The organism is Colwellia aquaemaris (genome assembly GCF_057548755.1).
On sequence record NZ_BAAJLV010000001.1, the window covers coordinates 479,193 to 494,652 of the forward strand.

The following is a 15,460-nucleotide window of genomic DNA, read 5'->3' on the forward strand; positions in this document are numbered from 1 at the left end:
TAACAAGTTATTAAAATTCAACATGAAAAGTTGTAAATTGTACAATTTTGTTCAGATTAGTTTTTGGCTGCGTATTGACTAAACTGTTATCATAGCAATATTAACTTTTATCGATGAAAGCGAGTTATGTCACTTTGTATATAAAAGTTTTTTTACTGACTTAGTCAGGCACAGTAAAAAACAATGGCAGATTTATGATATGAGCAGAACAATATGGCAACGACTGTTTTTTACTTTTTGCTGGGCAATGTTAATAAACAAAGTCTGTGCCAGAGAAAGTCTAGATGATGATATTGTTTTAATTAGCTCAAACGCATTAACGGGCCCAAATCAACAGGTTGGGAAAAAGTTAACGCAAGGAGCACGGCTTTATTTTAATAAAGTTAATCGGCAAGGAGGTATTTTTGGCCGGCAAATTAAGCTAAAAGTGTTTGATGACGGTTATGAGCCTTTTAAAACTGTAGAAAATACCTATAAAGTATTGGATGCTGAAAAGCCTTTAGCCTTATTTAATTATGTTGGCACGCCAAACGCGCATGCAATATTGCCTTTTATTGAAAAATATCAATTACCTTTGTTAATGCCATTTACCGGCGCGGAATTTTTGCGTCAGCCGAGTAAACCTTATATTTTTAATCTTAGAGCAAGTTATAACCAAGAAACGTTAGCCCAAATTGACTATTTATTCACAAAAGTTAAGGCAAAAAAGATAGCGTTATTAGTACAAGCTGATGAATTTGGTTTGGCAGTGGAAAGTGGTTATTTATCGGCGATGGCAAGGTATAACCTTAAACCTGTTGTCACTACCCGCTTTCGTCGTAATACGCAAGATATTGAACTAGCGCTCGCTGTTATGCTAAAGCATGATATTGACGCCGTCGCCTTTGTCGGCACTTACACGCCATTGATTAAATTTATTGAACAAGCTTTCCATCAAGATTTTACCCCTTTTATCACTACCGTTTCTTTTATTTCCAGCCATGATTTATTTGCTGGCGTGAAAGTACCAGCAAAAATTGCAGTAACTGAGGTGGTACCGAATCCGCAAACATGTCAGTTAGCTATTTGTGAAGAATTTATCGACGACCTTAAGTCCTCAAATATATTTGCAGATCAGGTAGTTTTTGAAGGCTACCTAAATGCAAAACTATTTGTTGCAGTTGCCAAGCAGTGTGGCTTGTCGTTAACACGCGAGTGCTTAGTCGAGCAGTTTTTAACATTTGAAGCAGACTTTGGTGGCTTGGCAATTAAGTTTACTGATAAACATCATCAAGGAATGAGCAATATTTACTTCTCATTTTTTGATAATAAGTAGTTGATAGTAAAAAGCTGGTGCAATTGAGCGAGCGCAAAATAGCCGGCTTACAATTCCTACACGACTTACCGTTGCCTGTTTTAATTGAATTAGCTTGCTAAATATTAATCGCTTGCTATCAGCGCTTGATTTATCTACAATACGCGACCTTAATTCAGCCTGAACTTTTTTGTTCCTTGCCTCAACTGGTGTTGGCTGAGCCAGATAATGAGGCTACAACCGTAAGGAGCTCGTAATGCGTCATTACGAAATCGTATTTATGGTTCACCCTGATCAGAGTGAACAAGTACCAGCTATGATTCAGCGTTACAGTGATATCATCACTAATGCTGAAGGCAACATCCACCGTCTTGAAGATTGGGGTCGTCGTCAATTAGCTTACCCAATCAATAAACTACATAAAGCACACTATGTTCTTATGAACATTGAAGCGCCACAGTCAGTTATTGATGAATTAGAAACTTCTTTCCGTTATAACGATGTAGTTATTCGTAACATGATCATGCGCACTAAAGGCGCGGTTACTGAAGCTTCAGCTATGGCTGCTGCTAAAGAAGACCGTCGTGAAGAGCGTCGCGAAGTGAAGAAAGAGGTTACTGAAGCACCAGCTGCTGAAGCGCCAAAAGCTGAAGAAGCTGCGAGCGAAGAATAAGTAACCAGTGACCAACTCTTTGCCTATGAATAATAGTCAAGAGAATTGCCTAGTGTTGACCGGCCAGGTGGTAAAGCCGCCAAAAACGTCAACCAGCCCAGCGGGTATTCAGCATTGTCAGTTTTCAATAGACCATAAGTCTATACAAAACGAAGCTGGCATGAACAGACAAGCGTTTGTTCGAATACAAGTTGTTGCAACGGGTAATGTGTCGCCAAACTTAACTCGTGATTTAATTGAAGGCTGTAATGTTAAAGTGACTGGTTTTATTAACCGTCATGAATCTAGAAACGGTAATCCGCTTTTAGTGTTACATGCCCAACACATTGAAATGATTTAATTTAGGCCATTTTATTTAACCGACATTTTTCAGTTAAAATAAAATTAGCCAATTTAGGAGAAATCCATGTCTCGTTTTTTTAGACGTCGTAAGTTCTGCCGCTTTTCAGCGGAAGGTGCTGCTGCAATCGATTATAAAGATACAGCTGTACTAAAAAACTATATCACTGAAAGTGGTAAAATTGTTCCTAGCCGTATTACTGGTACAAGTGCTAAATACCAACGTCAACTTGGTCGTGCGATCAAGCGTGCTCGTTACTTAGCATTATTACCATATACTGATTTACATAAGTAACCTAATAAGGGGTTTTGAAAATGGAAGTAATTCTTCTTGATAAAATCGCCAAATTAGGCGGCCTTGGTGACAAGGTAACAGTTAAATCTGGTTACGCTCGTAACTTTTTATTACCAAAAGGTAAAGCTGTATTTGCCTCTAAAGCAAACGTTGAGCACTTTGAAGCTCGTCGTGCTGACTTAGAGAAAAAATTAGCTGAAACTTTAGCTGCTGCTGAAGCTCGTGCTGCTAAATTAACTGAATTAGCCGAAGTTACTATCGCTTCTAAAGCAGGTGACGAAGGTAAATTATTCGGTTCAATCGGTACTCGTGATATTGCTGATGCAATCACTGAAGCTGGCGTTGAAGTTGTTAAAGCTGAAGTACGTTTACCTTTAGGTAGCATCCGTGAAACAGGTGAATTCGATATCGTAATTCACGTGCACAACGATGTAGATGCAACAATTAAAGTTGTTGTTATTGCTGAAGCTTAATCGCGACTAGCAAAAGAATAATGAAAACCCTGAACTCTATGCGGAGTTCAGGGTTTTTTTATGCATTTAATAGGCTAGGACAAAGAGCATTGGGAGTAAGGCCGTATTTGGGTTCCCGTACTTATTACTAGGTTTGTGATTAACAACTCGTTTGGCTGAATATCGTCTACACTTACTTTTAATAACTGATGAACAGGGATATTTTTGTGATTATCGTGCAATTGTGGAGTGCTTATGTCATCGGCGGTTAACGCTTTAAAAAAAGACCTTAACCGTTTTTTTAGGCAATTATTTATCGGGCTTTATCTACTATTTAGTGTATTAATAGTTTTAGCTATTTATCAATCTCAAAATAGTGTTATTAGTGAGCTTGATGCTGGCTTAAACCAAGATGAAGTGACCACTGAATTCGCAAAAATATCAGCTCTGGATATTAGGGAAATTAACAAGCCGGTAATCACTAATGATATTGGCTATCGAAAAATTCCGCTTGCTAATGGCAACCAGTATGTTCAATTTAAGCAACCATTTTGGTTATTGATTTCCTCACCGTTTTTCATCATTGCAAGTTTATTGTTTTTTGCAATATTGATGTTTAGTCGTCGTAAGGCGTTGAGCTATTATCAAGAGGAATTCGCAGTTTTAGACAAATTAAGCACCTGGGCAAACATAGCGGTTATTCGTGGTGAGATAAATGACATTGAACTACCGTCAGCTACTGAAAAGTATCATGAAATATTGACCGCAATTCATAAAGTACAGCAGCAACTATATGACAACACAGTTAGTGATGTTAGCTCAGATCAAAATATTCGCTCAAGTGTGTTACTTGATCAAGAAACTCGTATTGGTAATCGTGCATTTTTTGATAATCGTTTGCAGGCTTTTTTAAAAGATGAAGATGTTCAAGGAGCGGTACTCTTAATTCAATTTCGAGAATTAGAATTAGTGCAAAGTTTGTATGGCTATCAGCAGGCGATGTCATTGCTATCTATGCTTATTCAAGTAACAAAGCAAAGGTTACATGGGCAACCTAATTATTTTTTGGCTCGCCGCAGTGATTTTGAATTGTCGTTGTTATTACCTGGAGTGTTTATCAATGAGGTAGAAAAGCTATCTGAACGACTCTTAAAAAATCTACAAGCCGTGGCCCTTCCTGTTGGTATTAACCAAGAGGAGTTTATTCATATTGGTGTCAGCTATTTTGGTCATGATCAGGCGGCATATCAGGTTATGGCAGAAGCTGACATGGCTTTACGTACCGCACAACTGCAAGGGCCGTCACAATGGTTTATGTTTGAAGCAGGTGAACTGGAAGATATAAAAGCTAAGGGGTCTTTGAAGTGGCGAACGTTTTTAACGGCAGCGATAGAAAGTAATGCCTTTGTTATTTTTTTTCAGCCTGTTATTGCCTGTGATACCGCGCAGGTTTTACATCATGAAGTGTTATCAAAAGTAAGGGATAGTAATGGCGCACTAATTAGTGCCCGTGTATTTTTACCTATGGCGCGTAAGTGTGCTCTCACGGTAAAAATAGACCTTCTCATTCTTGAGCAGGTTTGTCGCGTGTTGGCATATGAAAAAAAGCAACAAGATGGCTGTAGTATCAATATTTCACTTGATTCATTATTATCGAATGACTTTGTTGAAAAATTTCTGGGTATTGTTCATCAGTTTCCTCAATTACAAGGGCAGCTGATGATTGAAGTAAGTGAGTATCAATTGGTGAGTCACCTTGGTGAGTTAACTCCTGTTATTCATAAGTTAAGTAAAATAGGTGTTGAAATTATTGCTGATAAAGTTGGACAGTATGTTGTAAGTGCTCACTATTTAAATGTGTATCCTATTAAGGCCATAAAGTTACATCGAAGTATTGTACTAAATATTGATAAAAAAATTGAAAACCAAGTTTTTATTCAAAGCTTAAAAACACTCGCCACAGCGAAAAACATCCCGATATATGCGTTAGGTGTTGAGCATAAAAGTGAATGGAGAACACTAGTACAGCTTGGTGTCAAAGGCGGGCAAGGCCATTTCTTTACTGAGCCTGTGGCACAGGTAGCGAAGGCCATTCACTTGGATTAAGAATACCTCGCTCAAACATACCACCTAGCCCTTGTAAGCCGCCAGTATGTAGTAACACAATATGATGTTGCTGTGGGAAATATCCAGCTTCAACAAGATCTAATAATGCCAGTATCATCTTACCAGAATATACCGGTTCAAAATCTACTCCTGATGTGGCATTAAATGCTCTTATTTGATCAGTATCTTGAAGGTTAAACTTAGCATAGCCACCACAATGATATTGGTTTAGTACAGTCCAGTTTTCATGTTCTTTAGCCCCTTCAGGAAGTAAATCTATAATTTTATCCGTTAAGTAGTCTTTTTGTTTTAATACCGAAATACCAATAATGCGGTGTCGTCCTTTATCACCTAAAATTAGCCCAGCGAGTGTACCACCACTACCAACAGGAGTTATTAAGGTATCAAAATCTGTTTGCTGATTTAATTCCTCAATAACTTCAGCAACACCAGTTAATGCTAACGTGTTACTGCCGCCCTCCGGTATTATTGTGTAGTCAGGGTACTGTTGTTGAAGTGTTGTTAAATAATCATCATTGTCTCGTAAGCGGTAAGTTTTCCGATCGACGAAAATTAATTGCATTCCCCAGTGCTTTGCCCAACTTAAAGTGTAATTACTTTGATTGCTTTTTTCGCCGCGAATAATACCAATGGCAGGAATGTTTCTCTGATAACAGGCAAATGCCGCCGCATGAATATGATTAGAAAAACAACCACCAAAGGTAATTACCCCTTTGGCATTTGAGTTTTCTATGTGGCGTATATTGTATTTAAGTTTTCGCCATTTATTGCCAGAAATAATACTGTCAATTTGATCATCACGTTTTATTGATACACGCAGGTTGTGCTTTTTAAAGCTTGGGTGGTGAAGAGGTTGTAATTTTGAAAGTACAGCCATAAATACAGTATCTCAGAATAAGCCAAATAAAATGAAGTAATTAAAACACTTGCGTCGAAATTAGAATCAGCGATAATAGTTTTTATCTTGCACGTTTATAAAATAACAATATCGCTTAATGTCAATTATTACACGTATCACAAGTATTTTCTCGAAACCAAAATCCTCTGATGCGATTGGAATCGCACTGCGACAGCACTCAGTTGCATTTTTTGTAGAAAATGAAGAGGGTATTCAGTGTGATGCGGTTGATAATAAAGCGCTACCAGTTAATGAAACTTTGAAAACAATAACACGTGAATATAACTTTGCAGGGCAATGTCACTTAGTGTTATCGAACGGCCATTCCCAAATAGTACAGGTAGATAGACCTAATGTACCTGATGCTGAAATCAATGCTGCGTTAAAATGGCAAATTAAAGATTTGGTAAGTATTACACCCGATAATATGGTGCTAGATTATTTTGATGGCCCTACGTTAGCAGGTGGTCATGAAAAAATTAATGTTGTTTGTGCCGCAAAAAGTGATTTAGTAGAACTGGTCACCGTATTAACAACAGATAATTTAAATGTTGCAAGCATTACCACTGAAGAGTTTGCATTTGCGAGTTTAGTTCCGGTTCAACAAGATGCTGTGCTATTTGTTTGTCAGCAACCCAATGAAGAAGTTAACTTATTAATCATTAAAAATGGCCAGCTATTTTTTAGTCGCCGCTTACGCGGGTTTAATCAAATTGCTAATAAAAATGAATTAGAATTAAGTGCTGGTACAGTTGACTCATTAAGCTTAGAAATCCAACGTTCTACAGACTATTTTGAACGACAGCTAAAGCAAGCACCCATTAAAACCATTGAAGTGCTGATACCGATGAAAAACGAAGCCTTTTTGGCCCGTAAACTGGCTGAAAACACTAACGTTGAAGTTAAATTATTTACTATGCCTAATTTGCTTGAAAATGAGCGTGAAAAAGCGGTAGCAATAGCGGCAACTCAGCTAAACTTTATGGAGCCAGAAAATCATGGCTAAATATTCAATTAATTTATTGCAAGCTGATTTGCTGCCCGCAAAAGAATTGTGGACACTAAATCGTGTCATTAGCTTATGGTTAGTGGCATTAGCATTGATGCTGGCGATAATTTTTGCAGTGAAACTGCAAGTTAATAGCTTAAACGCCGAATTTCAGACATTAAATTCAATCAATAGTCAGCAAAAAATGCAGTTGCAAAGTCTTGAGCTGGCAATTGCCAATAATCAACAAGACGCTAACTTATTAGCGCAGTTAAATACAATAAAGTTAGTTATTGAAAACAAACAACATTTACATCAGCAATTAACCGATCCAACGCAAACATACAGTGCTGGATTTTCTACGGCAATGGCTGAATTGGCTGAGCTGCATAATAAAAATATTAGCTTGCAGCGTGTTAATATCGGCAATGGCAATATGACATTTGAAGGCTTGGCTCGCACCCCAGATGCGGTACCTAATTGGTTATCGGGTTTTGAATCTTCTACCTTCCTATCTGGCAAGCGTTTTGTTAATTTCTCTTTGTCAGAAAACGAGCAACGGGTTACTGAATTTGTCGTTAGCTCTTCTGAAGTGAAGGGAGAATAACAAGATGGCTCAGTGGCAGGTTTATAGTGAAAAATTCAGCAATACCTCAAACCGTGAGAAATACCTTATTATTGCGACAGGTTTAGTTGGTATTATTTTTGTTTTATATAGTTTATTTATAGATGCGCCTATGCAGCGTATAAGTCAGCTTAATAAGCAAATTGTACAAACCGAGCAAAGTAATCAAAATAATATTGATTCAATTGCCATGTTTGAGCAAGCATTAAGTGAAGATCCTAATTTGGCACTGAAAAGAGAATTGGTGCAGTATCAAACAAAATTAGGCGAAATTGATGAAAAACTGTTGCGTTTAACCTCAGATTTAATCGACCCAATTCAAATGCGCCATGCTTTAATTAAATTATTAAAGCTGCAAAAGGGCGTGAAAATGCTGTCTTTCGAAGTACTACCCGCTGTACCTGTAACAAAGCCTAAAGCCACTGCCGTGCAAGTAAGTACTTCACAGGATGATAACGCTGATATTAGCAAAAACGATGAGGACGCTGGCCAATTACGTTTATATCGTCATGGCATTAAAATCAAATTACAGGGGCAGTACTTTCAATTACGTGAATACTTGCAGCAACTTGAAGGTTTATCATGGAAATTTTTCTGGCAAGAATTTGACTACCAGTTAAAAGAGTATCCGGTGAGCGAGCTTGAAGTTGAAATATATAGTTTGAGTACAGCACAGGAGTTTATTGGTGTTTAAATATTCAATAGCCTTATTGTTACTTCTTCAAGCATTTATTGCCAGTGGGCAACAAACTGATCCAACACGGCCGTTTGGTGCTGTGGCATCTGTGAATCAAAGCGGTGAAAAAAAATCTGTGTTTGTTTTGCAATCGGTTATTCAAAGCAATGATATGAAAAAAGCAGTGATTAATGGCCAAGTGCTAAACCTTGGTGAAACGTATAAAGGTTTTGAGTTAATAGCAATAAATTCAAAAGGGGTGGTGTTGCAGTCATCACAGGGTAGAATGGAATTGTCTTTATTTTCCGGTGTTATAGCGAACTAATAAATGAAAAAAATAATGAATAATAAAAAACACCAAGTTCAATTGTTTTGTTGCACAGCTATATTAGTATTAGCAGGCTGTCAATCGGCTCCTAAACCACCAACGGATGTCACGCAAGCACTAGACAAGGCAATTGCCGAAACTAACCAACCTGCGCCTAAGCCTTTACAGAGTTTACCAAACTCTGTTAGACAAGAGTTGATGCAAAAAGAAGTTAGACAAGCTCGTCACGGCTTATTAGCCGAGAAGCGTTTGCAAATAGCTGCAAGCGGTGTGGCTGCAGAGCAGTTTTTTGCCGCTATTGTCGAAGACTCTCCGTATAGTATTGCAGTTCATCCTGATGTTGCCGGCGCTATTACCTTGAATTTGAAAGATGTAACACTTGACGAAGCGTTAGATGTTATTGAGTCGTTATACGGCTACGATATTCGTCGTCAGGGGCGTATTATTCAAGTTTATCCTGCAGGTATTCGTACAGAAACCATTCCACTAGATTATCTATATGTAAAGCGTAGTGGTATTTCTAGTACTAGTATCAACTCGGGTGGAGTATCTGAAAATGACCCGAATAATTCAAATGGCGGCAATAACAACAATAATAGCCGAAATAACAGTAATAGTAACAATAACGGCAATAACAACCAAAATGGTAGTAGCGGTATTAATATATATACCGAGAATGAATCTGATTTTTGGACTGAATTAAAAGAAACTTTAACGGCCCTTGTTGGTAATGAAAACGGGCGTTCAGTGATTGTATCTCCACAAGCCGGTTTAGTTACAGTTCGTGCTATGCCATCAGAAATTAGTGCCGTAAAAACATTTATAGAAAGCACACAAGAACATTTACGTCGCCAAGTGATTATTGAAGCGAAAATAATGGAAGTAACGCTTAATGACGATTACCAACAGGGTGTTAAGTGGGATAAAGTGCTTGGTCATATTGAAAGCACGGATATTGGCTTTTCAACCTCAGGCAATATAGCTGGTAACGCAATATCATCCGTTATTGGTGGTACAACAAGTCTTAGCTTTTTAAACAAAGATTTTAGTGGTGTAATTGAATTACTGTCAACACAAGGTAATGTGCAGGTACTTTCAAGCCCGAGAATTACCGCAACTAATAATCAAAAAGCCATTATTAAAGTTGGTGACGACGAGTATTTTGTTACGGATGTTTCGAGTACTACCACAACAGGTACTTCAACCACCACTACCCCTGAAGTTGACTTAACGCCGTTTTTCTCTGGTATTGCTTTAGATGTTACTCCACAAATTGACGCTAATGGCGAAGTGATTTTACACGTACATCCTTCGGTTACCATAACCGATGAACAAACAAAAACTATCAAGTTAAGCGAACAAGATATTGTATTACCACTTGCACAAAGTAGCGTTCGAGAATCAGATACTATTATTCGTGCTAAGTCTGGAGAAATAGTGGTAATTGGTGGTTTAATTGAAACACGTAAAGTGGATTTAGAATCAAAAACGCCATTATTGGGTGACGTGCCATTATTAGGTGAATTATTTAAGAGTAAAAGTGAATCGGTACAAAAGAAAGAGTTAGTAATTTTACTTAAACCTATCGTTATTGGTCACGATACTTGGAAGAATCAATTACAAGATGCTCGAGCATTATTAAAACAATGGTTTCCTGAAGACTCGGACGCAAACAACACGAGCAATTAAGCAGCCGTCATGTACCTGTACCATTTTGGCTTACGAGAATTACCTTTTACGCTAACCCCAAATACGAATTTTTATTTGGGCCTTGAGCCTCATAATGAGGCTTTAGCTGTTTTAACAACAGCTCTACAAACTGGCGAAGGCTTTATTAAGGTGGTTGGCGAAGTGGGTACAGGTAAAACCTTAATGTGCCGAAAATTACTTAACGAAATACCTGAACACTTTGTTACTGCCTACATTCCAAATCCGTACCTAAAACCTGATGAATTACGCCGAGCTGTTGCTGTTGAACTAGGTGTGAAACAGGCGCAACGTATGTCAGTACAATTGCTCACTCAACGCATTCAAACCCGGTTATTAGAATTACATAATCAGGGCCATTCCGTGGTTTTAATATTAGATGAGGCACAAGCACTACCAGCGGAAAGTCTTGAAGCCTTGCGGTTATTTACAAATTTAGAAACCGAAACGCGAAAATTGCTGCAAGTGGTGTTATTTGCACAACCCGAGCTCGATGAGCGGTTGGCTGAAACGGGTTTTCGCCAACTAAAGCAACGAATTACTTTTTCATATAAGTTACGTTCCATGACCGCGCAAGAAGTTGAACATTATATTCAACACCGTATGCATGTAGCGGGTTATAAAGGCGCAAGTTTATTTAGTCGTCCATTAGCAAATAAAATTGCGAAAGTAACAAAAGGTATACCTAGGTTAGTGAATATCCTTTGCCATAAAATGCTTATGCTTGGTTATGGTGAAGGCAGTTATCAATTGACGAAAAAGCATTTAAAAAGCGCAATTCAAGATACGGAAGGCATGCAAAATCAAAAAGCATCTAATACTATGCTACTGAGCTTGTTATTTATTCTTACTATTACTGTTTTGTATTATGTATGGAGTATTTCGGGAGTGCCTTTATGAGTGTTATCAATCAAATGTTGAAAGATCTTGATAAACGCCAAGCAGAGCAAAACACAGTGGCCAAGACTGGCCAACCTGTTGTGACAAAACATTCAAATGTTAAATTAATTTTATCGATTATTGTTGTCATCGTAATCATTAATATTACCGGTATATTTGCTTGGCAACTTTACAGCGAAAACCAACAATTAAAAACACAGGCCAAAGAAAATACTGCACAGTTGAGCAAGCTCGAGACACAATCAAAAGATAACGATACAAGTAATGTTGAGCAAAAGAGTAACGGTGAAGTTGTGGTTGAAGCTATTGCATCAACATTTGAAACCAAGCCGGTTGCTGAAAAGCTTGAAGCACAGTTTAGCGAAATTCAACAAGCAGCTCTTAAAGAAGAGCTCGTAAGTAGCACCAGCACGCCATCACAAGCAAAAGAAGAGTTGGAACCAATTAGCCTTGACCTTGCTAAAGATTTAAGCGCGCAAAACTCTGCTACGCAGTCGACGGCTAGCACTGAGAACATCGAGCCGAAAAAAGTAATACCAGAAACCGACCAACCAACAAAGGTTGATACGCCTCAGCCTCGTTTAAGTATTTCGCGAACACAACTATCTCCTCAAGCGCTGGCAAAAAAGAAAATAAGCCAAGCGGAACAAGCTATGGAAGTAAATGAACTTGCTAAAGCAGAATCATTATTTGAAGAAGTGCTACTACTACTGCCTGAGCATGAAACAGCAAGAAAACAGCTTGCAGCGTTATGGTATGGAAAGAAAGCTTATCAGGATGCGATAAACTTGCTGTCGCAAGGTATTGCATTAGCGCCACAAGCGGAGGAAATGCGTTTGATGAGTGCGCGTATTTATTTTGAGCAAGGACAAGCGAGACAGGCATTGAATATGCTCACTCCGGTCAGCAACAGCCAGCGTGTGGAATTATTGGCATTGCTGGCTAATATTGCCGCGCAATTAAATGAACATCAAAAAGCTGGTGATGCCTATAGAAAACTTTTGGATATTGAATCCGGTGTTGGGCGCTGGTGGCTAGGGCTGGCAGTATCATTAGACAGTCAGGGACAGTTTAAGCAGGCAAGCAATGCTTATAGTCAAGCAATCGTAACGGGTAACTTATCAAATAGTACTATGCAATTTGCTCGTCAACGACTTTCAGAGTTAGGAGAATAATATGGCAGCACCTAAATTAAAAATGCGCTTAGGTGACTTATTGGTTCACGAGCACATTATCAGTAACGAACAGCTGATGCAGGCGCTAAATAGCCAAAAGTCTACTGGTAGAAAGCTAGGTGATACTCTGATTGAACTAGGTCACATTGGTGAGCGACAGCTACTCGAATTCCTTGCTCAGCAACTTGATGTACCGTTTCTAGACATTAGTCAGCGTCGTATACCTGCCGATATTGCATTATTGCTACCTGAAGTACATGCTAGGCGTTTACGCGCTTTAGTGATTGAAGACCAAGGTGATTCAGTACTGTTAGGTATGAGTGACCCAGCCGATTTAAGCGCTTTAGATCAGCTTGAACAAATGCTGGCACCAAAGCGTTTAAAGCTTGCTGTGGTTATGGAGTCGCAATTATTTGAAGCGTTTGATGGCTTGTATCGTCGCACGGCAGATATAGAGTCGTTCGCTAGTCAGTTAGAAGAAGAATATGATCAAAGTAGTGACTTTGATCTTTCCAGTACTTTCCTTGAAGAAGGTGGTGACGCAACTGTCGGTAAATTATTGCAATCGGTTTTTGCTGATGCCGTGCAAATGCGCGCTTCAGACGTTCATATCGAACCAGATGAAAATTCCTTAAGAATTCGTCAACGTATTGATGGTGTGTTGCAAGAAAATATTTTAAAGGAAAATAAAATAGCCTCAGCCATGGTTTTACGCTTAAAACTAATGGCTGGTCTCGATATTTCAGAAAAACGTTTGCCACAAGACGGTCGTTTTAATTTACAAATAAACGGTCATAGTATTGATGTCCGTATGTCAACTATGCCAGTTCAGCATGGCGAGTCGGTAGTTATGCGTTTATTAGACCAATCAGCTGGGCTTTTATCGCTTGATGAAACCGGTATGCCAGAGCACTTTGTACAGCGTATTCGCCATCAAATATCACGTCCTCATGGTATGGTTTTGGTTACCGGACCAACAGGTAGTGGTAAAACCACAACCTTATATGCAGCGCTTAGCGAATTAAATAAAGCCAGTAAAAAAATTATTACGGTTGAAGACCCTGTTGAATATCGTTTACCGCGGGTGAATCAAGTTCAAGTTAATAGCAAAATTGATTTAACTTTTTCAAGTGTATTAAGAACCGCCTTACGACAAGATCCTGATATTTTGATGGTTGGCGAGATGCGAGACCAAGAAACTGTTGAAATTGGTTTACGAGGTGCTTTAACAGGTCATTTAGTTTTATCTACACTACATACCAATGACGCGATAACAAGTGCCTTGCGCTTACTTGATATGGGCGCAGCCGGATTTTTAGTTGGTAGTTCATTAAGAGCTATTATTGCACAACGTTTAGTACGTAAAGTATGTGATAGTTGCCGAAAAGTTCACACTCCTGATCAGCAGGAAATGTTATGGCTATCTCACCTTATTGGTGACGATGTTAAAGATATTGAATTTAGTCATGGTAGCGGTTGTCAAACCTGTCAATATACCGGATATAAAGGTCGAATTGGTGTATTTGAGTTATTGGAAATGAACGAGCCTATGATGGCAGCATTAAAGCGAGACGACACAGAAGCGTTCACTTCATTAGCTAAACAACACCCTGAATTTAAGCCGCTAGCTTTAGCTGCATTTGATTATGCTAAGCTAGGCATAACGAGTGTTGAAGAAGTATTGCGCTTAGTCGAAACTGTAGACGTAACAGGATAATAAGTTAAATTATGCCAGCATTTAATTATATTGGACGAGATGCCAGCGGGAGCCAAGTAAAGGGAGCGATTGAAGCGGCTAATTCTGCGCTTGTTGCCGAGCAATTGTCTCGCCAACGCATAATTCCAATATCAATTGAAAGTGCCAAAAATAACGCGGTTGAAAAGTCACCTCAAGATATCGACATTGCCGATTTATTAGGGTTCAATCAAGTTACTTTAGATGACCTTATCGTTTTTTGTCGGCAAATGTATGCACTTATTAAGTCAGGTGTGCCAATTTTACGGGCAATTAACGGCATGTCTGAATCTAGTACCTCGGTAAAATTAAAATCAGCCTTAGTGGAAATAGCAGCACAACTTGAAGGGGGCTTCCCACTTTCAACAGCATTGCATCAACACCCTAAGTTGTTTTCACCATTGTTTATTTCCTTGGTACATGTTGGAGAAAATACGGGTAACCTTGACGATGCATTTTTAAAGTTAGCGGGATACTTTGAACGTGAACAAGAAACGCGAAAGCGTATAAAAACAGCTTTACGTTATCCGTCATTTGTTATGATCGCCATCGTCGCCGCGATAGTAATTTTAAATATTTTTGTTATTCCAACCTTTGCTAATATGTTTGCAAAATTAGGCGCAGATTTACCTTGGGCCACTAAAATGTTGATCGCCAGTTCGAATTTCTTTTTGGATTATTGGCCGCATTTGTTAGTCGCTACTATGGTTGGAATTTTCTCATTACGCCACTACCTTAGAACGCCTAAAGGAATGTATTTATGGGATAAAAGAAAGTTAAAACTTCCAGTTGTTGGTGGTGTTATCGAACGTTCAATTTTGTCTCGGTTTTCCCATAGCTTTTCTATTATTTTACGAGCAGGCGTGCCTATGACTTCAGGTTTAACTTTGGTTGCCGATGCCGTTGACAACACTTATATGCGAGAAAAAATTATTGCCATGCGTAGTAGCATAGAAAGTGGCGAAAGTTTGTTGCGGTCTGCTGTTACCAGTACACTATTTACGCCTTTGGTATTACAAATGATTGCAGTTGGTGAAGAAACCGGCCGTGTTGATGAATTGCTTGAAGAAGTGGGTGATTATTACGAACGCGAGGTTGATTATGAACTTAGTACCTTAACCGCTCGTATTGAACCTATCATGATTGCCATTGTTGCTGCTATGGTATTGGTACTTGCACTTGGTATATTTACACCAATGTGGGACATGATGTCGGCATTTAAGGGTAACTAATGTTATTAGGGTTAGC

16 protein-coding genes are annotated in these 15,460 nt (G+C 38.7%); 15 read left to right on the forward strand and 1 reads right to left on the reverse strand.

The window, feature by feature from the left end:
• Positions 1-199 precede the first annotated feature (199 nt).
• The 6 genes from AC27HL_RS02185 to AC27HL_RS02210 all read left to right on the forward strand — a co-directional run bounded on the left by AC27HL_RS02185 (position 200) and on the right by AC27HL_RS02210 (position 5,159).
• Positions 200-1,315: an ABC transporter substrate-binding protein gene (locus tag AC27HL_RS02185; protein WP_487078707.1), complete on the forward strand. Its 1,116-nt coding sequence runs from the start codon at positions 200-202 to the stop codon at positions 1,313-1,315.
• 235 nt (positions 1,316-1,550) lie between these two features.
• Entirely contained in the window at positions 1,551-1,967 is a 417-nt protein-coding gene (rpsF, locus tag AC27HL_RS02190) for a 30S ribosomal protein S6 (RefSeq protein WP_487078709.1), read from the forward strand.
• 25 nt (positions 1,968-1,992) lie between these two features.
• Positions 1,993-2,307 (forward strand): primosomal replication protein N, encoded by a 315-nt coding sequence (gene priB / locus AC27HL_RS02195; protein WP_487079874.1) that lies wholly within the window; start codon positions 1,993-1,995, stop codon positions 2,305-2,307.
• A gap of 66 nt (positions 2,308-2,373) precedes the next feature.
• Entirely contained in the window at positions 2,374-2,601 is a 228-nt protein-coding gene (gene rpsR, locus AC27HL_RS02200) for a 30S ribosomal protein S18 (RefSeq protein ID WP_077283912.1), read from the forward strand.
• 20 nt (positions 2,602-2,621) lie between these two features.
• The gene (gene rplI, locus AC27HL_RS02205; RefSeq protein ID WP_487078711.1) at positions 2,622-3,074 is read left to right on the forward strand and encodes a 50S ribosomal protein L9; all 453 of its coding nucleotides are present in this window, start codon (positions 2,622-2,624) and stop codon (positions 3,072-3,074) included.
• A gap of 234 nt (positions 3,075-3,308) precedes the next feature.
• On the forward strand, positions 3,309-5,159 hold the full coding sequence (locus AC27HL_RS02210) for an EAL domain-containing protein (RefSeq protein ID WP_487078713.1): 1,851 nt from the start codon (positions 3,309-3,311) through the stop codon (positions 5,157-5,159).
• Here the strand turns inward: AC27HL_RS02210 and AC27HL_RS02215 are convergent.
• Positions 5,113-6,057 carry a 1-aminocyclopropane-1-carboxylate deaminase/D-cysteine desulfhydrase gene (locus tag AC27HL_RS02215; RefSeq protein ID WP_487078715.1) on the reverse strand — a complete coding sequence of 315 codons (945 nt, stop codon included), beginning with the start codon at positions 6,055-6,057 and terminating at the stop codon, positions 5,113-5,115. The genes AC27HL_RS02210 and AC27HL_RS02215 overlap by 47 nt on opposite strands.
• Before the next feature lie 118 nt (positions 6,058-6,175).
• Between AC27HL_RS02215 and AC27HL_RS02220 the strand changes: the two genes are divergently transcribed.
• From AC27HL_RS02220 to AC27HL_RS02260, 9 genes are read left to right on the forward strand one after another with little or no spacing between them, the layout of a single operon-like run.
• Entirely contained in the window at positions 6,176-7,084 is a 909-nt protein-coding gene (locus tag AC27HL_RS02220) for an MSHA biogenesis protein MshI (protein ID WP_487078717.1), read from the forward strand.
• Positions 7,077-7,673 carry a PilN domain-containing protein gene (locus AC27HL_RS02225; protein ID WP_487078719.1) on the forward strand — a complete coding sequence of 199 codons (597 nt, stop codon included), beginning with the start codon at positions 7,077-7,079 and terminating at the stop codon, positions 7,671-7,673. Before AC27HL_RS02220 ends, AC27HL_RS02225 begins: the two co-directional genes overlap by 8 nt.
• A gap of 4 nt (positions 7,674-7,677) precedes the next feature.
• Entirely contained in the window at positions 7,678-8,385 is a 708-nt protein-coding gene (locus AC27HL_RS02230) for a hypothetical protein (protein ID WP_487078721.1), read from the forward strand.
• Positions 8,378-8,692 carry a hypothetical protein gene (locus tag AC27HL_RS02235; protein WP_487078723.1) on the forward strand — a complete coding sequence of 105 codons (315 nt, stop codon included), beginning with the start codon at positions 8,378-8,380 and terminating at the stop codon, positions 8,690-8,692. Before AC27HL_RS02230 ends, AC27HL_RS02235 begins: the two co-directional genes overlap by 8 nt.
• A 15-nt stretch (positions 8,693-8,707) precedes the next feature.
• Entirely contained in the window at positions 8,708-10,384 is a 1,677-nt protein-coding gene (mshL, locus tag AC27HL_RS02240; protein WP_487078725.1) for a pilus (MSHA type) biogenesis protein MshL, read from the forward strand.
• A gap of 9 nt (positions 10,385-10,393) precedes the next feature.
• The gene (locus AC27HL_RS02245) at positions 10,394-11,302 is read left to right on the forward strand and encodes an ExeA family protein (RefSeq protein WP_487078727.1); all 909 of its coding nucleotides are present in this window, start codon (positions 10,394-10,396) and stop codon (positions 11,300-11,302) included.
• Positions 11,299-12,477: a tetratricopeptide repeat protein gene (locus AC27HL_RS02250; protein WP_487078729.1), complete on the forward strand. Its 1,179-nt coding sequence runs from the start codon at positions 11,299-11,301 to the stop codon at positions 12,475-12,477. The genes AC27HL_RS02245 and AC27HL_RS02250 overlap by 4 nt, the downstream gene beginning before the upstream one ends.
• A 1-nt stretch (position 12,478) precedes the next feature.
• Positions 12,479-14,194 carry a GspE/PulE family protein gene (locus AC27HL_RS02255; RefSeq protein WP_487078731.1) on the forward strand — a complete coding sequence of 572 codons (1,716 nt, stop codon included), beginning with the start codon at positions 12,479-12,481 and terminating at the stop codon, positions 14,192-14,194.
• An 11-nt stretch (positions 14,195-14,205) separates the two neighbouring features.
• Positions 14,206-15,444 (forward strand): type II secretion system F family protein, encoded by a 1,239-nt coding sequence (locus tag AC27HL_RS02260; protein ID WP_487078733.1) that lies wholly within the window; start codon positions 14,206-14,208, stop codon positions 15,442-15,444.
• Positions 15,445-15,460: the final 16 nt, after the last annotated feature.